Origin of the sequence: Actinoallomurus sp. NPDC052308, from assembly GCF_040679195.1 — a bacterium.
Taxonomy (GTDB): Bacteria; Actinomycetota; Actinomycetes; order Streptosporangiales; family Streptosporangiaceae; genus Actinoallomurus; species Actinoallomurus liliacearum.
Genome location: NZ_JBFAUM010000017.1, coordinates 111,025 through 130,442 on the forward strand (window position 1 = coordinate 111,025; position 19,418 = coordinate 130,442).

Genomic DNA, 19,418 nt, shown 5'->3' on the forward strand with positions numbered 1-19,418 from the left:
GACGCGTGCGGAACCACGGCGAGGCCGAGCGGCAACGGTCCCCTGTGCAGCCGTGAACTTACTATGTAAAGGCCGCTGGTTGATAGAAAATCCTAAAAACCAAATTCACAAAAAACAAGAACAACGACACCCCAACGGCGTACCTCGTCGGTAGGAGACGCGAGCTACCCTGAAGTTCCACTGGCGGCGGCCTCGGTCGTCGCGCGGCGGAGGGGCCGGCCGTATCCCAACCGCGGCATCAGGCGCCGCCAACGGTCCCTGCTTGTGACGGCACACGCCCGTACCCCGTGCGGGCGTCACCACGAGTAGGGAGACCGGCGTATGACGACGCGTGAGAGCCGCGTGGACGAGCCCACTGATCCCGACATCGACCTGAGAATGCCCGCGCAACGCCGGGAGTCGGCCCGCGGGCAGGTTCCCGTGGTGGCGGTCGTCGCGGCCGGCGGTGCGGTCGGGACCGCCGCCCGCTATGGCGCCGGGCTGATCTGGCCCACCGCCTCGGGCGGGTTTCCCTGGACGACACTGGTCGTCAACGCGGCCGGATGCGCGATCATCGGTGTGTTCATGGTGTTGATCAGCGAGGTGTGGGCGGCGCACCGGTTGTTGCGCTTCTTCGTCGGCACCGGAGTCCTGGGCGGCTTCACCACCTTTTCCACCTATGCGATCGAGGCCACCCGCCTCATCGAGGTCGGCCGCGCCCGCGCGGGGCTGGTCTACCTGATGCTGACCGTGCTGGTGGCGCTGGGCGCGGTCTGGGCGGCGGCGGTCACCACGCGTCGCCTGATCGCCAGGACGGGACGGCGATGCGGCATCGGTCGGGCACGGTCACGGGGTGACGAAGGATGAACTGGCTGCTGGTCATCGCCGGTGCCGTCGTCGGCGCGCCGCTGCGGTATCTGACCGACCGGGCGATTCAGGCCCGCCATGACACCGTCTTCCCCTGGGGCACCTTCACCGTCAACGTCATCGGCTGCCTGATCCTGGGTCTGGCTCACCGGTGCGGCCACCTACCATGCCGCTCCCGCCGGCGTGCAGGTGTTGCTCGGCACCGGCCTGTGCGGGGCCCTGACCACGTACTCCACCTTCTCCTACGAGACACTCCGGCTGGCCGAGACCGGTGCGAGGTTCTTCGCGGCCGCCAACGTCATCGCCAGTGTCGTCAGCGGATTGGGAGCGGCCTCCACCGGAACCGCCATCGCCCATGCCCTGTGGGCCCACTGATCACGGCAAGGAGCACGCGGTGCCCGATGACGGACACCCGCATTCAGCCCTCGATCGCGGCGAGTGCGCGGCGCGTGACATCGGGCGGGGCCGCGGCGATGACTCTGTCGAGTGCTCCTAGGGATGTCTGCAGGTCGGCGATCGACTGGGTGATCCTGCCTCGTTCTCGGTGAAGGTCGGCGAGCAGGTCTGAGCAGGTGGGGACCAGCCGGTCACCGTCATCGCGCAGGCAGGGGAGGATCGTGGCGATGGTGGAGGTGTTCAAACCGGCGGCCAGGAGGCTGCGGATACGGCGGACGGTGTCGATGTCCGCGTCGTTGTATTCCCGGTAGCCGCTGGGGCGCCGCTCGGGATGGAGCAGGTCCTGCTCCTCGTAGTAGCGCAACAGGCGCTCGTGGACGCCGGTCCGCCGTGACAGTTCGCCGATGCGCATGGGCCCTCCTGGTCTGCCGCGGGGGAGTCGCCGACGCGGCTTGACTCTTACATCCGTGTGAGACCTTAGCGTCCTCGCCATGGGAAGGACTTTCGCGACGCTCGCTGCTCCCGCAAGGGGCTCGCGCTCGGTCTGATGCTGCTGTTCGCGGCGGGCAGCGCAATCTGTGCGCTGGCCCCCTCCTACGAACTGCTGCTGGTGGGCCGTCTGGTCTCTTCGTTCAGCCACGCTGCTTTCCTCGCCCTGGCGCTGGTGATGGCGACCAGCGTGGTGCCGCCGGACAGGACCGGCACGGCGATCTCCACGGTCGCCTCCGGTTTCACCGTGGCGACGCTGCTCGGCGTGCCTTTGGGTGCGCTGCTGGGGGAGGGCGCCGGTTGGCGCACCCCTTTCGCCATCCTGACCGCACTGGCACTGGCAGGCGTCGTGCTGCTCGCAGTCATCCTGCCCAAGCAGCAGGCCGGCCACGCGGCTGCGGGACGAGGTCCGGGTGGTGACTCGCCGCCCGGTCCTGCTGGCCATCGCGACCACCGCGGTCGGATTCTCCGGCGTCGCCACAGTGTTCACCTACATCGCACCGCTGCTGACGCGCGTATCGGGCTTCTCCTCCACGGTGGTCTCGGGGCTCCTGCTCACGTACGGGGCAGGCAGTTTTCTGGGCAACCTCCTCGCCGGCCGGCTCACCGACAGGTCCATGAGCGCCACCGTGCGCGGTGTCTTCGGCGGGCTGACCGGTGTGCTCGTCCTCGTTCCGTTCGCCGCCGTCTGGCAGCCTTCCGCGGTGACGGCGGTCTTGGTACTCGGCCTGCTCGCCACTGCCACCATCGCGCCGTTGCAGGGGCTGATTCTGCGCCACGCGGGCGGTGCCCCCACGCTGGCCGTCGCCGCCAACGTCGGTGCCTTCAACCTCGGCGCGGCCACCGGCTCGGCCATCGGCGGCGTCATCGTCTCGGTAGGCGCCCTGCGTTGGACCGGCCTGGCCGGCGCGGTGCTGAGCCTGGCGGGCCTGGCCTTGGCCTACCTCGCCGTGCCTCGCACGCCCTCGGCGATGCAGGCGGCCGAAGAAGAGGTCCCGGCGGCTCCAACTCTGAAGTACCGTGCCGAGGTGTCCAGAGACGAGTGACCGAGCAAGGCTTGGACCTGGGTAGAGACGTTGGGCGAGCGTGGCCTGGTCCTCGGTGAGCTTGGGGCGGCGCCCGCCGACCCGGCCGGCGGGCACGCGCGGATGCGAGCCCGCCGTTCGTGTTCGCCACGATCAGCTCCCCGTTGGAGCTCCGCCAGGGACGGACAGCATCTCGAACATGGCTCGCCTTCCATGGTGGCGGTGTTGATGCCCTGCTCGATGACGTGCAGCCCGATACTCCGCTCGCGCAGCTCGGCGCCGAGGGGTCACCAGGTGCAGGACGGAGCGGGAGAGCCGGTCGAGCCTGGTCACCTTCAACGTGTCACCCTCGGCAGTAGCTGCATGACGAGGTCGAGCTTCGGGCGGGACGCATTTGCACCGCTGGCGACGTCGATGTGGATGTTGTCGCGTCGACGCCGTGGCGGAGGAGTGCGTCGCATCTGAGCTCAGAGAGCAGTGGGCAAACGCCGTGCCGAGCAAGCTTTCGCTGGACGACGGACAGGTCGGTCTTTGCTCAGGGTTTCGGGCGTATGCCAGCGTGGTCGACGATTCCCGCGGCGAGTTGGAGGGTCTCGGTGTACTCGTGTCGGGCCTGGGCGTTCGTGGGTGAGGTGAGCGGCGACGAGGGGGGCGTGCGTCCGGGAGCGGGCCGCGCCTCGTTCGGATCCACTGTCCAGACGAGCCGTTCGCCTCGGTACTTGTACGTGTGCGGGTCGAGGAGGATCTGCTTGCTCTGGAAGTCTCGGGGATAGGCCTCGGCCACTGCGAGGTCGTGCCGTCCGGCCAGGTCGACCACGTCACGCTTGACGATGACGTGGGGAAGCCTAGCCAGCACCCGGTAGAACGTGGCCTGCAGTCTCGGCGGTAGCGCCACGTTACGCAGGAGCTTGTCGGCGAGCGTGAAGACGCACTCGGTGGGATCCGCCGTGGGCGGGGTACGCGGGCAGAGCTTCTTCACGAGCTTGTCGGGATCGGTGGGCAGCGCGGCGAGGTGGGCGTAGTCCTCGATCGGTGTCGTCTCGTCCGCGTCGTGATCGAGTTTGCTGACGTACAGCCGGTGGGTGTCGCGGCTGATGACGTTGTCGCCTCGGTACGCCTCACGGGTGCCGTCGAACCGTGTCCAGACCTCCGTTACCATCGCCCCGCCGGGTCCCGTCCCCCTCAAGCTGCCGTTCTGGCTCGAGTAGCTCATCCTCTTGACGTAGGCCCACTGTTGGGGGTGGGGATGCACGGCGGCCCGCGCATCGACGGTGTCGGCCGCGAGAGACAGAACCTGGGCGGCGTTGACGAGCGTCCCGTCTGTGCTCCGGCCCGGCCGTGGCACGGGACCGTTCTTATCGGGCGCGACGGCTTGCTGGACGACGGTGGCCGCGGCGACTGCGACGACCAGGCCGGCTGCGGTGCCCGCCAGACCCCACCGAAGCCGGGTGGACGGCGGGCGCCTCGGGCCCGGGCCGTCAGCGGCGGCGATCAGCGCAGCGCGCGTCTTCTCCTGTGCCGTGGCCGGATATGACGGCACGTCGGGGCGTGCCGTACGCAGCAGCTCGAGTTCGTTCATGTCCTGCCTCCTCATGCCGGTGTTTCTTCGGTGATGGTCAACGGATCGGTGTCACCGAGGACTTTGCGCGCCTTCTGGCGGGCGCGGTGCAGCCGTGAGCGCACCGTGCCGACCGGCACACCCAGCGCCTCGGCCGCCTCCTCATATGTCAGGTCCGCCCAGGCGATCAGAAGCAGCAGGTCACGTTCTCCGGCGGACAGCCGTTTGAGCATCCCGCCTAGTTGCCTGCCGAGCTGCTGGGCGGTCACCCGCCCGGCAGCCCGGTCCTCGAACGCCTCGGTCCAAGTCCTGGTGTCGAGGCGACCGAACGCCCGCCGGCGCCGCACCTCGGCCCGGCGATGCTCACCGATGGTCCTCGTCGCGATGCCGTACAGCCACGGGCGCGCGTCGTTCCGGTCGGCGGAGAACCGGTCACGTTTCCGGAAAGCCGTCAGGAACGTTTCCGCCGTCGCGTCCTCAGCGACGTCTGGCCCAAGGCGGCGTGCCAGGTAGCGGAATATCTCCGCGGAGTGTCGATCGAACAGCGCGGCGAAGCACTCCGGTTCGGCGAGCGAGCGTTCGATGAGCACGCGATCGGAGAGGGGCTCGGTCACGGCATCACCCGGTGGCACGCTGGATGGGGGGAACAACGTCCGTCCATAGGAGATCCTTTCGGCGTACGGCGCGGTCACCCCTACTCGGCCGAACCCCTACGCACGGTTCCCGATTCGCCGCACGATTTCTTCGAGGGTCCTCGCCCGGCCCCGCCGGAGAAGGGGTAGCCGTAGCGAACGCGGAAAATCAACCCGTGTCTGAGCTGGGGTTATTCGAAGACACGCTCGACGACGGCAGCGGTCTCGGCGGTTCCGGCTCTGAAGTACCGCGCCGAGGTGTCCAGAGACGAGTGACCGAGGAGGGATTGGACCTGGGCGGGGTCGGCGCCGCCTTGGCGCAGGCGGGTGGCGAAGGTGTGGCGGAGCCGGTGCGGGCGCAGGCCGTCGATGCCCGCGGCCTTGCCGACGGCCAAGACGACCTGGGCGATGCCGGAGTCGGTGAGCCGGCCGCGTTGTCCGGTCCACAGCGGGCCGGCCTCGCGGCCGCGCTCATCCAGCCAGTCGGGAGAACTGCGTGGCCAACCCCACCAACCCCCAATGGATGTATCGGAACCGACACGAAACGTAGCGGCAGAGATCAACCCCTGTCCTCAGAACCCGAATAACCCCAGCTCAGACGATGGTTCGTTGGATTTTCCGCGATTGCTACAGGCACCCCGATCGGTGCGGCCGGTGGCTCTTCCGATTGTTGCCGGGGCCCCGTCAGGGTGAGAGCCAGCTGATGGTGTCGATGCGGAGTCCGGCGGGGCCGGCCACCATGCGCAGGGCGTCCTCCAGGTCGGCGAGGCGGTCGACGCCGAGGGTGGTCGCCCACCGGGCTCGCAGCCGGTCGAAGATCATCGCGGAGCGGGTGAGCGCGTCGATGCCGTGCGGGGTCAGGCGCACGATCTTGCGCCGCGCGTCCGCCGGGTCGTTCACGCGCTCGGTGTAGCCGAGTTCCTCGAGCCGGTCGATGGTCTTGCCCGCTGCCTGCTTGGAGACGCCGAGCCGGCGGCCGACGTCGCTGGCCGAGGTTCCGTGGGGGCCGATCGCCTGCATCGCGAAGCCGTGCGCCGGTCGCATGTGCGGATGGCCCTGGCGGGCCAGCTCGGCGTGCAGCTCGTCGATGAGTGTCCGGAATCCCGCGAGCAGCAGAAAGGCCAGCTCGTAGCCCGGACGGTCCTCAGGCGTTGCGGACATGGTCAACCTGGTTTACTATTTCGACAACCACGTTGCCGATTTTAGGGGATGGGTTCCTCATGACGTTCGTCGACCACACGATCGAGTCCGCGCCGCCGGCCGCCCGCCGTTCCATGGAGGCCGTCGCGAAGAAGTTCGGATACCTGCCCGCAGCCGTCGGCCGGCTCGCCACCTCTCCGCAGTTGCTGGACGGTTTCGTGCGGGCGAACGGCCTGTTCGAGACCACCACCCTCGACCCGCTCGCCCGAGAGGTGCTCGTCATGACGATGGCCACCCGGAACGGTTGCCACCTCTGCGTCGCCATGCACTCGGCCAAGCTGACCTCGCTCGGTGCGGACCCCGGCCTGATCGCCGCGCTGCGTGAGAGCCGCCCGCTGGAGGACGCGTCGCTGGAGGCGATGCGGCGGTTCACCCTGGCGGTGCTGGCCACCTCCGGCGCGGTTCCGGCGGAGGACATGCGGGACTTCCTCCACCACGGCTACACGCGGCAGAACGCCTTGGAGGTGGTGCTCGGCATCGGCGTCTACACCATGTCGACCCTGGCCAACCGCATGACGGACGCGCCGCTGGACGAGGCGTTCGCGCCCTTCGCCTGGACCGAGCACGCGGCCTGAGCCGTCTCAGCGGTCGGCGGTGACGGTGAGGCGGTGCAGCCGGAGCGCGAGCTGGATCTCCAGCGTGCGCTCCGGGTCCTGCCAGCGCTCACCGAGGAGTCTGCCGACCCGGTCGAGGCGCTGGGTGACCGTGTTGACGTGGACGTGCAGGCGTTCGGCGGCCCGTGCCAGGCTGCCGCCGACCTCGAAGTAGATCTCCAACGTCTGTATGAGTTTGGTCCCGCGGCGCTCGTCGTAGTCCAGGACGGGACCCAGCGCGGAGGTGAGGAAGCCGGTGACGTCCCGGCCGTCGCCGAGGAGGAGTCCGACGAAGCCGAGTTCGGCGGCACCGGCACCGTGCCCGGCGCGGCCGAGGGCGCGCAGCGCGTCGGCGCAGCGTCCGGCCTCTCGGTGTGCCGCCGCGACGTCGGCGGCCGTGTCGACCGGGCCGGCGGCGCCGGCCGTCGCGGTCGTGCCGAGCGCCGTACCGCAGTCTTTGGCGGCGCGGCGTGCGACGGCGCCGGGGTCGAGGCCGGGGAGGAGCAGCACGATCTCGTCGCTGCGGATGGCGAAGAGGCCGCCTGCGGCCGAGGCGTAGGAGGTGGCCCAGAACGTGGCGCGGGGCCGGTCTGCGTCGTGCCGGACGACGACGAGGACGTACGGGGCTCCGAGGTCGAAGCCGATCAGGCGGGCGCGGGCCCGTAGTGCGTCGAGGTCGGTGACGCGGCCGCTGAGCAGGTCGTCGAGCAGTTCACCGCGGACCCGGCCTTCGGCCTCGGCGACGCTGCGCCGGAACAGCAGCAGCAGCGCGGTGACCAGCGCGCCGCGTTCGAGGATGCGCTGGTCGCTGCCGGACAGTTCGCCGGCTGCCGGAGCGCGCAGGATCAGGGTGCCGAGCACCTCGGCGCCGGCGGCGAGCGAGGCGATCCAGAGCCGTCCGCGTTGCACGGCGCGGCCGAGGGAGCGGGAGGCGCGTGCGGCCTCGGTGACGGTGGCGTCGTCGGGTTCGCCGAGGTCGCCGAGGTCGCCGACGGCGGCGAGGCGGCGGCCTTCGGCGTCCAGGACGAGGAGCGCGCCGCCGAGCACGTCGATGATGACCTCCGCGACGTCCTGGACGCCGCCGCCGCGTACGGCGAGTGTCGTCATGCGGTCGTGGGCGTGGGCGGCGCGTTCGACGGCGGCGCTGCGGGCCTTGATGAGTTCGTTGGCCGCGCTGAGTTCTTCGAGGGCGGCGCGGGTCTCGTCGAGGAGGCGGGCGTTGTCGATGGCGATGGCCGCGTGCGCGGCGAGGGAGGCGAGGAGTGCGACCTCCTCTGGGACGAATGGGCGGGCGCTGCGGTTGGCTGCGAACAGGACGCCGATGACGCGTGGGCCCAGGCGCATCGGGACGCCGAGGATCGCGACCAGGTCCTCTTCCTGTACGGCGGCGTCGATGTAGGTGCGGTGGTTGAAGCGTTCGTCGGCGAAGTAGTCGGGGGTGCTGTAGGGGGTGCCGGTCTGGGCGACGAGGCCGGCCAGGCCGGCGCCGAGGGGGATGCGCAGGGCGCGGAACGCGGCGGACACGGAGCCGTCGGTCACGCGCATGCAGGTGTCGCCGCGTTCGTCATCGCTGAGGGTCATGTACGAGACGTCGGCGCCGAGGAGGCGGCGGGCGCGGCGGACGATCGCCTCGAGGACGGCGTCGAGTCCGTGGAGGCCGGCGAGGTCGCTGGCGGTGTCGAAGAGCGCGGCGAGTTCGGCTTCGCGGCGGGCGCGGTGTTCGAGGAGGGAGCGGACGCGGAGGGCCGCGGCCTTGGTCGTCTCCAGTTCCGCGAGTACGCGTGGGTCCGCGCCGGCGACGCGTGCCTCCAGGAGGGGTGCTTCGAATTCGGCGGCGGATGCCTCGCGGGCCAGCAGGTCGAAGAAGACATCGCACTTCATGGCGGTCATTTTCAGTGCGCGGTCCAGGCGCCGTCGATGGTGACGGACGATCCGGTGATCATCGCTGCGCTCGGTGAGCACAGGTAGGTGACGAGGTCGGCGACCTCGTCGGGTTCGATGAGGCGGCGGATCGCGGCCCTGGCGAGCATGATCTGGTCGATGACCTGGTCGGGTTCGAGGTCGTGGGCGGCGGCCTGGTCGGCGATCTGTTCCTCCACGAGCGCGGTGCGGACGTATGCGGGGCTGACGCAGTTGGCGGTGACGCCGTACGGCGCGGCCTCCAGGGCGATCACCTTGGACAGGCCTTCGAGGGCGTGCTTGGCGGTGACGTAGGCGGCCTTGTAGGGGGAGGCGCGGTGGCCGTGGACCGAGGAGATGTTCACGACGCGGCCCCAGCCGCGCTCGTACATGCCCGGGAGTGTCCGGCGGGCGAGCCGGAACGGCGCCTCGACCATGACCCGCTGGATGCGCGTGAAGATGTCCGGGGGGAATTCGGTGACCGGTGCGATGTGCTGCAGGCCGGCGTTGTTGATGAGGATGTCGACGCCGTCGCAGTCGATGCGTTCGACCGCGTCCGGGTCGGACAGGTCGACGGTGAGGGCGCGGCCGCCGAGTTCGTCGGCTGCGGCCTGTGCGGCGTCCGCGCGCAGGTCGACGATGACGATGTCGGCGCCGGCGGCGGCGAGGCGCCGGGCGCAGGCCAGGCCGATTCCGGCGGCGGCGCCGGTGATCAGGGCGCGGTGCCCGGTCAGGTCGGTGCCGGCGGCGGGGGCGGGGCCGGTGTCTGTGGTGACGGCCACGGTCATGCTCCTTCGGATGCGGATCGGCGTGGCGCGCGGTGCCGGGTGGGGGCGGAGAGGAGGTGGTGGACGGTGCCCCAGACGCCGCGGCGGAACACCAGGACGGTGATCACGAAGATGGCGCCGGTGACGAGCCCGATCTCCTGGAACCCGGCGGTGGCGAGGTAGTCGCCCAGTTCGACGATGAGCGCGGCGCCGAGGGCTCCGCCCCACAGGGTGCCGATGCCGCCGAGGACCACCATCATCACGACCTGGCCGGACGTGGTCCAGTAGACCTCGTCGAGGGAGGCGAATCCGTGGCCGATCGCGAACAGGCCGCCGGCGAGTCCGGACAGTCCGGCCGACAGGACGAACGCGAGCAGTCTGTAGCGGGCGACGGGGTATCCCAGGGCCTGGGCGCGTGCGGGGTTGTCGCGGACGGCGGTGAGGACCCGGCCGAAGGGGGAGCGGACGACGCGCCAGGCGGCGAAGAGGCCGGCCAGCACGAGCGGCAGCCCGGCGTAGTAGAAGAAGAACGGGTCGGACAGGTCGATCCCGAAGAAGTCGCGGGGGATGCCCTGCAGGCCGTTCTCGCCGCCGGTGAGGCCGCGCCACTGGTTGGCCACGAAGTAGACGACCTGGGCGAACGCGAGGGTGACCATCGCGAAGTAGATGCCGCGCAGGCGGGCGGACAGATAGCCGATGGGCACGGCGAGGATCGCGGCGGCGACGGCCCCGCCGAGCACGGCGAGGGGGAACGGCAGCCCGGCGTGCAGGGCGATGAGGCCGGTGACGTACGCCGAGCCGCCCCAGAAGGCCGCGTGGCCGAAGGGCAGCAGCCCGGTGTGGCCGAGCAGCAGGTCGACCGCTGTGGCGAACAGCGCCCAGCAGGCGATGTCGAGGGCGACCGGCGGGTAGATCATCCAGGGCAGGGCGAGGGCGATGAGGAGCCCGGCGATGAGGGGTACCGGCCGGGCGGAGAGGCGGGACAGGATCACAGGGCGGCCTCCTCGCGGCCGAAGAGTCCGGCCGGGCGCCAGAGCAGGACGGCGGCCATGACGATGAAGACGAGAGTCTGGGAGAGGGCGGGCACGTAGAGGTTGCCGAGCGCGGATACCAGCCCGATCCCGAAGCCGGCCGTGACCGACCCGAGGATGGATCCGAGGCCGCCGATGACGACGACGGCGAACACGGTGATGATCAGGTCGGCGCCCATGAGCGGGTTCACGGCGCGCATCGGCGCGGCGAGCACGCCGGCCAGCCCGGCGAGGGCGACACCGAAGCCGAACACCGGCGCGACCCAGCGGCCCACGTCGATGCCGAGGGCGCGGGTCAGCTCGGGGCGTTCGGTGGCGGCCCGGACGATCATTCCGACGCGGGTGCGGGTGAGGATGAGCCAGGTCGCCGCGCAGACCAGCACGGACAGGGCCAGGACGAAGACCTGGTAGGCGGGGTAGTCGAACAGGCCGAGGTCGAGCGAGCCGGACAGTGCCGAGGGCCGGGGGTAGGGCTGGGACTGCACGCCGTACTCGCGTTTGACGGCGTCCTGCAGGATCAGCGCGAGCCCGAAGGTGAACAGGAATCCGTACAGCGGGTCCAGGCGGGTGAGCCGCCGGACGAACACCCGCTCGACCAGCACCCCGGCGGTGCCGAGGACGACGGGTACGGCGATGAGGGCGATCCAGAAGTCGACGCCGAAGGAGTCCAGCAGCACGTACGCGCCGAAGGCGCCGAGCATGTAGAAGGAGCCGTGGGCGAAGTTGACGACGCGGAGCATGCCGAAGATGACCGACAGGCCGAGGGCGAGCAGGGCGTAGAACGCGCCGCCCACCAGGCCGTTGAAGGCCTGTTGCAACACGTTGACCTCCGGGGTCAGCCGAGCCGGCAGGCGGGGGAGGGCGGCTGGAACGCCTGGGCGGCCGGGACGGTGGACAGGACCTTCTCGTAGTCCCAGGGTTCGGTGACGTCCTTGCCCGCCTTGACCTGGGCCAGCGACACGTCGTGGGTCAGCAGGTGGTCGGCGGCGCGGATGGTGCCGCCGTGGGTGAAGGCGTCGTCGACCTTGGTTCCTTCGAGATGCCTGACGACGGTGTCGGATTTGTCGGTGCCGGCGCGTTGCACGGCCTCGAGGTACTGCAGGGCGGCGGAGTAGTTCGCGGCGTTGGCGAAGGTGGGGCGCTTGCCGGCGACGGCCTGGAACCGGTCGGCCCACGCGCGGTTGGCGGCGTCCGCGTTCCAGTACCAGGGGTCGGTGAACTTGGTGCCGGCCAGGGCGTCGGGGCCGAGGGAGTGGATGTCGGTGAGGAACATCAGGCCGACGGCCAGGCCGATGCCCTTGGCGCGCAGTTTGTATTCGTTGTACTGCTTGACGAGGTTGACGAGGTCACCGCCGGCCTGCATGGCGCCCAGGACCTGCGGCTTGGGGGTCAGCGAAGGCGCCTTGAGCAGGAACGAGGAGAAGTTGTCGTTGGGGAACGGCGCCGGGTCGCTCTTGACGACGGTGCCGCCGGCACCGCGGACGGCCTGGGTGAAGCTCTTGTTCATGTCCTGGCCGAAGGCGTAGTCGGGATAGACGATGTACCAGTTCTTCGCGCCGTCATGGGTGACGGTGCCGCCGGTCCCGTTGGCGAGCGTGTAGCTGTTGAAGCCGTAGTGGAAGGTGTACTTGTTGCACTGCGCGCCTTCGAGTTCGGTGGTGGCGGCGGACACGTCGAAGAACAGCTTCTTGCGGGCCCTGGCGACGCCTGCGACGGCGAGCGCGGCGGAGGAGGTCGGCACGTCGAGGATGACGTCGGCCTGCCGCCGGTCGTACAGTTCCTGGGCCTTGCTGTGTGCGATGTCGGGTTTGTTCTGGTGGTCGGCGGTGACGACCTCGATCTTCTTGACGACGGCCTTGCTCCCGTACTTGGCCTTGTAGTCGTCGACGGCGAGCCGTACGGCCTTGACGCTGCCCTGCCCGGACAGTTCGGAGTAGATGCCGGACTGGTCGTTGAGCACGGCCAGCACGACCTTGCCCCCGCTGATCTTCCCCCCGCCCTCGCCGGGTCCGCCCGCGCATCCGGCGAGCGTGATCGCTCCGATCGTCACCGCGGTCGCGGCGCGTAGAGCCTTCATGGGTTGTTCCTCCTCGGTGGTGGTCCGGGGTCTGTCAGATCCCGAGGTGTTCCAGCAGTTCGTGTTCGCGGGCGCGGATCTCCTCGCCCCGCAGTGACCGGACGATGCGGCCCTCGGCGAGCAGGTAGTGCCGGTCCGCGACGGTGGCGGCGAAGTGGACGTTCTGCTCGACGAGCAGGACGGTGACGCCCTGGTCCTTGACGTCGCGGAGGATTTTGCCGATCTGCTGGACGATCAGCGGCGACAGTCCTTCGGTCGGCTCGTCGCACAGCAGCATCCGCGCGCCCATCCGCAGGACCCGGGCCAGGGCGAGCATCTGCTGCTCGCCGCCGGACAGATTCGTGCCGGCGGAACGGCGGCGTTCGCGCAGCCGGGGGAACGTCTCGTACACCTGGCCGAGCCGCCAGGGATGCGGGCCCACGGCCGGGGGGAGCATGAGATTCTCCTCGACGGTGAGCGTCGCGTAGATGCCGCGGTCGTCGGGGACGTAGCCGAGGCCGCGGCGGGTACGCCGGTGGGCGGGCAGGCGCGTCAGGTCGGCGCCGAGGAACTCGACCGTGCCCGCGGTACGGGCGCCGCCGGTCGTGTGCAGTCCCATGACGGAGCGCAGCAGCGTGGTCTTGCCTGCGCCGTTGCGGCCGACGAGTGTGACGATCTCGCCCTCGGCGACCTGCAGTGACACCTCGGTCAGCACCCGGGCTTCGCCGTACCAGGCCGACAGGTCCTCAATGTGCAGCACGGGCGTCTCCCAGGTAGGCGCTGATGACGCGGTCGTCGCGGCGGACCTCGGCGTAGGGGCCCTCGACGAGGACCCGCCCGGCCTGCAGGACCGTGACCCGGTCGGCGAGGGCGGCGACGACGGTCATGTTGTGTTCGACCATGACGACGGTGCGTCCCGCGCGGATCCGCCGGATCAGCTCGACGGTGCGGTCGATGTCCTCGGTGCCCATGCCGGCGGTGGGTTCGTCCAGCAGCAGCACCCGCGGGTCGAGCGCGAGGGCGAGCGCGAGCTCCAGTGCCCGCTTGCGCCCGTAGGCGAGCGCGCCCGCCGGCTCGTCGGCGTGCGCGGCGAGGCCGACCTGATCGAGCAGGTCGAGGGCGCGGTCGGTGAAGCGCCGCAGGGCCCGGTCCGACCGCCAGAACCGCCAGCCCAGCGTCGTACCCGCCTGCAACGCCAGCTCCAGGTGCTCGCGGGGTGTCATCTGCGGGAACAGGCTGGTGATCTGGAACGACCGTGCCACGCCGTGCCGGGCGATCTGCTCCGGGCGTTTGCCGGTCAGGTCCCGCCCGCCGACGTGGATGCGGCCTGCGGTCGGCCGGTGAAACCCGGTGAGCAGGTGGAACAGCGTCGTCTTGCCGGCGCCGTTCGGGCCGACGAGCGCGTGTACCGCGCCGTCGGCGACGTCCAGGTCGACCCCGTCCACCGCGCGAAAGCCCCGGAAGTCCTTCACCAGGCTCCGCGCCGTGAGAACGGGAGGCTCGGGGACGGGAGTGCCCATTCGCCCTCCTTGGCAGCGTCGTACCGGTCACCGGCGTGTTCACCGCCGGTCAACGGTTCAGGTGAGGCGGAACACTAGGCAGCCGCCCGGGCCTTATCCATGTGTCCGGGCACCACATCGGGCCTCGCTCCGGTGGTCCGCCGCCACACCCGCCATCCGGCCGCCGCTCCGCGCGCACCGGACGTGGGGAGGTGCGCGCCGTGCGGGCATGGGGGCGGCCGCCACAGGACGGCCGGCGATTGTGGGTGCGCGGGCCGTCGACCGGTGGGCGAAGCGGACTCACCATGGCGGGCACGGTGTTTCCCGTCCCCGACGAACCGAGGCGTGCATGCGACCGACGCGTCAGCTTCTCGCCGTCACCGTGGCCGCGACGATCGCCGCGGCCGCCGTGGCGGCCCCGCCCCGCCCCCCGGCCGCGCGCGCGGCGGCGTGTCCCGCGGTGACCGTTCCCGGCGCGGAACGTCAGGTCGCGGCCTGCCTGGCCGACCTGACGACGGCCGGGACGGTGGCCTCCGGCCACACCGTGCCCGCCGACTGGGCCGGCCTGCAGCCCTCCGGCGCGCGCAACCCCACCGGCGTGCCCGGTCTGCAGATCGACGGCTACTTTCCCGACACCTCCACCACCAACACCAACAACGGCTGGGACCACGACGCCCAGTTCGTCATCCGGTTGCCGGAGCACTGGACCGGCGGGCTGGTCGTCGCCGGTTCACCGGGCAACCGGCGTCAGTACGCGGGCGACTTCGCCATCTCCGACTGGGTGCTGGCCCGGGGCTACGCGTACGCGGCGACCGACAAGGGCAACACCGGTGCGCTGTTCTACCGCGACGGCACGCGGCCCGGCGACGCCATGGCCGAGTGGAACCGGCGGCTGACACAGCTGACGATCGCCGCGAAGGCGGTGGTGGCGCGCAGGTACGGCCGCCCGCCCGCGCGTACGTTCGCGGCGGGGATCTCCAACGGCGGTTATCTCGTGCGCTGGCAGTTGGAGAACCGGCCCGGCCTGTACGACGGCGGCCTGGACTGGGAGGGCACGCTCTGGCGGGCCGAGGGCCCGAACCCGCTCACGTCTCTGCCGGCGGCGCTGCGGGAGTACCCGCGGTACGCCGCGACCGGTGAGCCGGCGGCGCACGCGGCGCTGCTGGGCGCGGGGTTCGCGGCCGGCTCCGAGCCGCTGTGGGATTACCGCGAGAAGGTGTACTGGGACCTCACCCAGCGGATCTACCGCCAGGAGTTCGACCCGGCGTTCAGCGCGCCGGTCGAGGGCGGCACACCGTACTGCGCCTCCGGCAGCCCCGGCTGCGACGCCGACTACGACTACGCCGACCGGCCCCGGTCGGTGCACGAGGCCGTGCGTCGCGTGGCCCTGACCGGACGGATCGGCAGGCCGCTCATCACTCTGCACGGAACGCTCGACTCGCTGCTGCCGATCTCCGAGGACTCCGACGTGTACGACCGGCTGATCCGTGCGCGTGGACGCGGCGGGCTGCACCGCTACTACCGGATCGCGGGCGGCAATCACGTCGATTCGCTGTACGACGCGTTCCCGGACCTGCTGCGCCCGATCCTGCCGTGCTTCCACGCCGCGTTCGCGGCGTTGGAGGACTGGACCGGCCGCCGCGCGCTCCCGCCGGCGAGCCGCACGATTCCCCGCCCCACTGCCGGTGATCTCGCCAACAGTTGCGCCCTCACCGGCTGAGCCGGTCGCCGGCGAGGCGCAGGTGCGCTGTCCGAAGATGCCCTCGTCGCCGGTGCCGGCGACGGTTCCGCCCACCCGCCCGAGCGCGGGGCGCCGCCGGAGGGAAGGCGCGGGGCCCGGTGTGGCCGGGCCCCGCAGGTGGTGATGGTTGGTTCTCGTCGCTGCCCTCGGCCGTTGAGCGGCGACGCCGTTGGCTCAGACCAGCGCGGTGATGACCGCGGCGATCAGGATCCACAGCTTGTGGTAGCTCTGATCCGTTGACTGCACTATCTGGTTGAACCGGTGGCGCTGCGGTGGCGGGGGCGTGGAGCATCTGTCCTCGTGTCTGGGAGCGACGGGGTTTGTGGGGCGCATCGCGACTTGATGGATGGCAGAGCGGATCTGCCGCGAGTCGGCGCGGTGCTGGAGGGCGGTACGTCCTCGTTGCCGTATGTGGTGGTCGACGCGGCCGGCCGGGAGATCGAGCCGGTCAGCCGGTATCTACGTGACCTGCTGCTCGGGGATGTCAGTCCGTTGACGTGCCGGAGCTATGGTCATGATCTGCTGCGGTGGTTCCGGCTGCTATGGGCGGTCGACGTCGGCTGGGAGCAGGCCACCGAGGCCGAGACGGCAACGCTGGTGGGCTGGCTGCGGACGGCGCGTAACCCGCAGCGGCGCCGTCGGGTGGGCGGTTATCCGGCGGGATCGGTCAATCCGAAGACCGGTAAGCCGGTCCTGGCGGCTGGGTATGCGCCGCGCACTATCGCGCACAACCTGTCGGTGGTCCATGGCTTCTATGCGTTCCACCTGCACTTCGGCCGGGGGCCGGTGCTCAACCCGGTCCCGGAGAGCAAGGCCCGCCGGCAGGCTCTGGCGCATCGGTCGCCGATCGAACCTGCCCGGCCGCACCGGCGGGCGCGGCTGCGGCCGAAGATCCCGGCCCGGCAGCCGCGGGCGATCCCTGATGCGCAATGGGATGAGTTGTTCGCGCTGATGGGCTGCGCTCGAGACCGCGCTCTGCTGGCCTGCTACATCTCTTCCGGCGCCCGCGCCTCGGAACTGCTGGGCGTCCAGCTCGGCGATATCGACTGGCATAAGGGGCAGCTGCGGGTGGTCTCCAAGGGCACGCGGGCCCGGCAGCCCGTTCCGGTCTCCCCTGAAGCGCTGGCCTACCTGGCTGCGTATCTGGACGAGGCGGGGCTGCCCGAGGGCGACGTCCCGATCTGGCGAACCCGACGTGGGCAGAGCCGGCCGTTGACCTACTGGGCGGCCCGCCGGGTCCTGCAACGCGCGGCCGAGGTGCTGGGCGCGAACTGGACGCTGCATGACCTGCGGCACACCGCCGCGACCCGGCTGGCCCGCGATCCGGAGATGACCCTGGTGGAAGTACAGACGATCCTGCGACATGCGCATCTCAGCACCACCGCCCTCTACACGGCGGTCGGGCTGGAGGACCTGGTCGACAAGCTCGCCGCGCACTACGCCCGGCCGGTCCGGCCGACGTCATGGCCGCAGCAGTACGCCGCCGACGACATCGAGGCGGTGTTCGGTGCCGGGCAGTGAGGTCGGTAACAGCGTCCGGCTGAAGGGCCCGACGACCAGCCGCATCCGCCGCCACGAGATCGACTCCAGCGTCCCGGTCGGCAACTTCACACCGACCGCCTTGGTCCCCGCGCCACCGGCCGTTGTTCGGCCGCCCCGCCAGCTGGGGGACTTCAGCACGGCCTCCGCGGAACAGATCGCCGCAGTGGCCGCCGGGCACTTCTGCCGGTCCGCCAAACACGCGGCCAGACCCGAACGCGCCATGCTGGACTTCCTCGCGCACTTGGCGACCTTCCAGGGGAAGACCTGGCAGGACCGGTGGGAAGCGTCCGGACACGATCGCAAAGGCCACCCGGTCCCCGACGTGGCCGGTGAGAACAGACCGCTGCGTTACCGCCTGAACCTGGCGGTCGGGCACGCGTTCGCGATGCGGCTGATCCGTCCCAGTCTGCTGGGCTTCCGCTCCCACCGGTTCTCCGCCTACACGCCCTGGTTCCGCAGCGTGGCTCAAGACCCCTGGCTGGAGGAGTTCTGCGAGCGGGCCGACCGGCTCCCCGTTGGGCAGGGCCGCCGGAGCAGGGCGAAGTTCGACGTGTGCTGTGCGTTGACCGTCTTCGGTATTGACCTGGAGGAACTGACGCCCGAGGCGTTCTTGCATTACGCCGCCGAGTCTCGCGCCCATGGCCTGTCCGGCGACAAACTCGGCTCTGGGACCTTCGCTGGGGTGCTGGCCTGGCCGATCCTGCACGAGATGGGCCAGTTTCCCGCCTCGGCCCCGCGCACATTGCGCGCTGCGGTCACGCGCGGGCAGCTGACGGTCGAAGAGTCCGTCGACCGCCACGACCTGCGGAACCGGCAGGTGCGTGACCTGCTGGTGGAATACATCCGCCGGCGCTCTGCGGAGCTGGACTACTCCACGCTGCGGCAACTGACCCATGCGCTGGTCAAGCTGTTCTGGAAGACCATCGAGGACATCAACCCCGGCCAGAGCGACCTGCGGCTGTCGGAAAAGACCTTCACCCAATGGAAAGAGCGACTGCTGGTCTTGCCGAACGGCAACCAACGGCTGGACATGGACGGGCCGCTCATGGCGGTCCGTGCCTTCTACCTGGACCTGCACACCTGGGCCGTTGCCGAACCGGAACGCTGGGCCAAGTGGGTGGCGCCCTGCCCCGTCCGTGACGCGGACCTGCGCTGGTTCCACTTGCGCCGCCGCCGGCTGCAAGAGCGGATGGCGAACCGGACCCGCGACCGTCAGCCGCTGCTGCCGATCTTGTCCCAGTACGTCAACGACACCTGGCACCGGCTGCGGGTGCTGCTGGACACGGCTCAACGCGTCGAGCTCGGCGACGAGTTCATCCTGGACGGCACCGCCTGGCTGCGGGTCTCCACCAAAGACCAGCGGCACAACCGTCCCCCGGTCCACGTGATCAACCGATCCACCGGTCAACTGCTGCGCCTGTCCCGGGAAGAGAACCTCGCCTTCTGGCAGTGGGCCGTCATCGAGACACTGCGGCTGGCCGGCCTGCGAGCCGAAGAACTGACCGAGCTGACCCACCTGAGCATCCGGCAATACCAACGCCCCGGCGGCGAAGTCGTCGCGCTCTTGGTCATCAGCCCCTCCAAGAGCGACCGCGAACGCGTCATCCCGATGTCCGCCGAGCTGTTCCACGTCATCGCCCAGATCATCCGCCGCCACCGCGACGAACACGGCACCGTCCCGGTCTGCGCCCGCTACGACCTGCACGAGAAGGTCTGGAGCGCAGAATTGCCCTACCTGTTCCAGACCGTTCACAGTGGCAGCCCGCGCGCCATGTCGACCACGACCGTCTGGCGCATGATCCGCCGGGCCTGCCAGGACCTGGCGACCACACACCCGCAGTTCGCCGACGTCAAGTTCTCCCCGCATGACTTCCGGCGGCTGTTCGCGACCGAGCTGGTCAACAACGGCCTGCCCATCCACATCGGCGCGGCGTTGCTCGGCCATCTCGACGTCCGCACCACACGCGGCTATGTCGCGGTCTTCGACGAGGACGTCATCAGCCACTACCAGCAGTTCCTTGCCCGCCGCCGAGCCGAACGGCCGCAGGCGGCTGTTCGCGACCGAGCTGGTCAACAACGGCCTGCCCATCCACATCGGCGCGGCGTTGCTCGGCCATCTCGACGTCCGCACCACACGCGGCTAT

Annotated in this window: 19 protein-coding genes and 2 pseudogenes; 9 read left to right on the forward strand and 12 right to left on the reverse strand. The window is 70.4% G+C overall.

The genetic code is table 11. From position 1 onward, the window contains the following. Positions 1-321: 321 nt before the first annotated feature. From AB0L00_RS31110 to AB0L00_RS31120, 3 genes and pseudogenes are all read left to right on the forward strand, one after another. On the forward strand, positions 322-846 hold the full coding sequence (locus AB0L00_RS31110; protein WP_364440629.1) for a CrcB family protein: 525 nt from the start codon (positions 322-324) through the stop codon (positions 844-846). Then, positions 843-917, forward strand: a pseudogene (locus AB0L00_RS31115) (fluoride efflux transporter CrcB); the annotation flags it as partial. The gene AB0L00_RS31110 and the pseudogene AB0L00_RS31115, both read left to right, overlap by 4 nt. A gap of 112 nt (positions 918-1,029) precedes the next feature. Next, the gene (locus AB0L00_RS31120; protein ID WP_364440630.1) at positions 1,030-1,221 is read left to right on the forward strand and encodes a CrcB family protein; all 192 of its coding nucleotides are present in this window, start codon (positions 1,030-1,032) and stop codon (positions 1,219-1,221) included. A gap of 43 nt (positions 1,222-1,264) precedes the next feature. On the opposite strand, the gene AB0L00_RS31125 is transcribed toward AB0L00_RS31120, so the two are convergent. Further along, positions 1,265-1,654, reverse strand: a complete 390-nt coding sequence (locus tag AB0L00_RS31125; protein ID WP_364440631.1) for a MerR family transcriptional regulator — start codon at positions 1,652-1,654, stop codon at positions 1,265-1,267. A 135-nt stretch (positions 1,655-1,789) separates the two neighbouring features. Here AB0L00_RS31125 and AB0L00_RS31130 point away from each other — a divergent pair. Both AB0L00_RS31130 and AB0L00_RS31135 read left to right on the forward strand, forming a co-directional pair. Then, positions 1,790-2,107 (forward strand): annotated as a pseudogene (locus AB0L00_RS31130) (MFS transporter); the annotation flags it as partial. Between the two features lie 37 nt (positions 2,108-2,144). Further along, complete coding sequence (locus AB0L00_RS31135) at positions 2,145-2,777, forward strand: MFS transporter (protein WP_364440632.1); 633 nt, start codon at positions 2,145-2,147, stop codon at positions 2,775-2,777. Between the two features lie 514 nt (positions 2,778-3,291). Here AB0L00_RS31135 and AB0L00_RS31140 read toward each other — a convergent pair. The 4 genes from AB0L00_RS31140 to AB0L00_RS31155 all read right to left on the reverse strand — a co-directional run bounded on the left by AB0L00_RS31140 (position 3,292) and on the right by AB0L00_RS31155 (position 6,107). Further along, the gene (locus AB0L00_RS31140) at positions 3,292-4,335 is read right to left on the reverse strand and encodes a CU044_5270 family protein (RefSeq protein ID WP_364440633.1); all 1,044 of its coding nucleotides are present in this window, start codon (positions 4,333-4,335) and stop codon (positions 3,292-3,294) included. Positions 4,336-4,346: 11 nt separating this feature from the next. Beyond that, positions 4,347-4,928 (reverse strand): RNA polymerase sigma factor, encoded by a 582-nt coding sequence (locus AB0L00_RS31145; RefSeq protein ID WP_364440634.1) that lies wholly within the window; start codon positions 4,926-4,928, stop codon positions 4,347-4,349. 209 nt (positions 4,929-5,137) lie between these two features. Beyond that, on the reverse strand, positions 5,138-5,509 hold the full coding sequence (locus AB0L00_RS31150) for a tyrosine-type recombinase/integrase (protein WP_364440635.1): 372 nt from the start codon (positions 5,507-5,509) through the stop codon (positions 5,138-5,140). 121 nt (positions 5,510-5,630) lie between these two features. Then, positions 5,631-6,107, reverse strand: coding sequence for a MarR family winged helix-turn-helix transcriptional regulator (locus tag AB0L00_RS31155; protein ID WP_364440636.1), 477 nt, complete (start codon positions 6,105-6,107; stop codon positions 5,631-5,633). Positions 6,108-6,166: 59 nt separating this feature from the next. On the opposite strand from AB0L00_RS31155, the gene AB0L00_RS31160 reads away from it, so the two are divergent. Continuing rightward, on the forward strand, positions 6,167-6,721 hold the full coding sequence (locus AB0L00_RS31160) for a carboxymuconolactone decarboxylase family protein (RefSeq protein ID WP_364440637.1): 555 nt from the start codon (positions 6,167-6,169) through the stop codon (positions 6,719-6,721). A 6-nt stretch (positions 6,722-6,727) separates the two neighbouring features. Here AB0L00_RS31160 and AB0L00_RS31165 read toward each other — a convergent pair whose 3' ends face one another. Genes AB0L00_RS31165 through AB0L00_RS31195 form a run of 7 tightly spaced genes read right to left on the reverse strand, consistent with a single transcriptional unit; the run spans position 6,728 to position 14,012 of the window. Continuing rightward, on the reverse strand, positions 6,728-8,620 hold the full coding sequence (locus AB0L00_RS31165) for a GAF domain-containing protein (RefSeq protein ID WP_364440638.1): 1,893 nt from the start codon (positions 8,618-8,620) through the stop codon (positions 6,728-6,730). A gap of 11 nt (positions 8,621-8,631) precedes the next feature. Next, positions 8,632-9,420: a 3-hydroxybutyrate dehydrogenase gene (locus AB0L00_RS31170; protein WP_364440639.1), complete on the reverse strand. Its 789-nt coding sequence runs from the start codon at positions 9,418-9,420 to the stop codon at positions 8,632-8,634. A 2-nt stretch (positions 9,421-9,422) separates the two neighbouring features. Then, complete coding sequence (locus tag AB0L00_RS31175) at positions 9,423-10,397, reverse strand: branched-chain amino acid ABC transporter permease (protein ID WP_364440640.1); 975 nt, start codon at positions 10,395-10,397, stop codon at positions 9,423-9,425. Next, positions 10,394-11,257: a branched-chain amino acid ABC transporter permease gene (locus AB0L00_RS31180; RefSeq protein ID WP_364440641.1), complete on the reverse strand. Its 864-nt coding sequence runs from the start codon at positions 11,255-11,257 to the stop codon at positions 10,394-10,396. The genes AB0L00_RS31175 and AB0L00_RS31180 overlap by 4 nt, the downstream gene beginning before the upstream one ends. A 14-nt stretch (positions 11,258-11,271) precedes the next feature. Then, the gene (locus AB0L00_RS31185; protein WP_364440642.1) at positions 11,272-12,513 is read right to left on the reverse strand and encodes an ABC transporter substrate-binding protein; all 1,242 of its coding nucleotides are present in this window, start codon (positions 12,511-12,513) and stop codon (positions 11,272-11,274) included. A gap of 34 nt (positions 12,514-12,547) precedes the next feature. Beyond that, positions 12,548-13,252 carry an ABC transporter ATP-binding protein gene (locus AB0L00_RS31190; RefSeq protein WP_364440643.1) on the reverse strand — a complete coding sequence of 235 codons (705 nt, stop codon included), beginning with the start codon at positions 13,250-13,252 and terminating at the stop codon, positions 12,548-12,550. Next, entirely contained in the window at positions 13,239-14,012 is a 774-nt protein-coding gene (locus AB0L00_RS31195) for an ABC transporter ATP-binding protein (protein ID WP_364440644.1), read from the reverse strand. The genes AB0L00_RS31190 and AB0L00_RS31195 overlap by 14 nt, the downstream gene beginning before the upstream one ends. 328 nt (positions 14,013-14,340) lie before the next feature. Here AB0L00_RS31195 and AB0L00_RS31200 point away from each other — a divergent pair, with 328 nt between their 5' ends. The 3 genes from AB0L00_RS31200 to AB0L00_RS31210 all read left to right on the forward strand — a co-directional run. Beyond that, a complete protein-coding gene (locus AB0L00_RS31200; protein WP_364440645.1) occupies positions 14,341-15,711 on the forward strand; it encodes a tannase/feruloyl esterase family alpha/beta hydrolase in 1,371 nt (456 codons plus the stop codon). Positions 15,712-16,074: 363 nt separating this feature from the next. Then, positions 16,075-17,253: a tyrosine-type recombinase/integrase gene (locus tag AB0L00_RS31205; protein ID WP_364440646.1), complete on the forward strand. Its 1,179-nt coding sequence runs from the start codon at positions 16,075-16,077 to the stop codon at positions 17,251-17,253. Between the two features lie 241 nt (positions 17,254-17,494). Continuing rightward, positions 17,495-19,418: site-specific integrase (locus AB0L00_RS31210; RefSeq protein WP_364440647.1), on the forward strand; the 1,924-nt coding region annotated here is incomplete at its 3' end.

What these genes read in the sequence shown, in the direction of transcription:
- AB0L00_RS31110 (WP_364440629.1), top strand. Translation starts at nt 322, where the DNA reads ATGACGACGCGTGAGAGCCGCGTGGACGAGCCCACTGATCCCGACATC.
- AB0L00_RS31125 (WP_364440631.1), bottom strand. Translation starts at nt 1,654, where the DNA reads ATGCGCATCGGCGAACTGTCACGGCGGACCGGCGTCCACGAGCGCCTG.
- AB0L00_RS31140 (WP_364440633.1), bottom strand. Translation starts at nt 4,335, where the DNA reads ATGAACGAACTCGAGCTGCTGCGTACGGCACGCCCCGACGTGCCGTCA.
- AB0L00_RS31155 (WP_364440636.1), bottom strand. Translation starts at nt 6,107, where the DNA reads ATGTCCGCAACGCCTGAGGACCGTCCGGGCTACGAGCTGGCCTTTCTG.
- AB0L00_RS31160 (WP_364440637.1), top strand. Translation starts at nt 6,167, where the DNA reads ATGACGTTCGTCGACCACACGATCGAGTCCGCGCCGCCGGCCGCCCGC.
- AB0L00_RS31165 (WP_364440638.1), bottom strand. Translation starts at nt 8,620, where the DNA reads ATGAAGTGCGATGTCTTCTTCGACCTGCTGGCCCGCGAGGCATCCGCC.
- AB0L00_RS31185 (WP_364440642.1), bottom strand. Translation starts at nt 12,513, where the DNA reads ATGAAGGCTCTACGCGCCGCGACCGCGGTGACGATCGGAGCGATCACG.
- AB0L00_RS31195 (WP_364440644.1), bottom strand. Translation starts at nt 14,012, where the DNA reads ATGGGCACTCCCGTCCCCGAGCCTCCCGTTCTCACGGCGCGGAGCCTG.
- AB0L00_RS31200 (WP_364440645.1), top strand. Translation starts at nt 14,341, where the DNA reads ATGCGACCGACGCGTCAGCTTCTCGCCGTCACCGTGGCCGCGACGATC.
- AB0L00_RS31205 (WP_364440646.1), top strand. Translation starts at nt 16,075, where the DNA reads ATGGATGGCAGAGCGGATCTGCCGCGAGTCGGCGCGGTGCTGGAGGGC.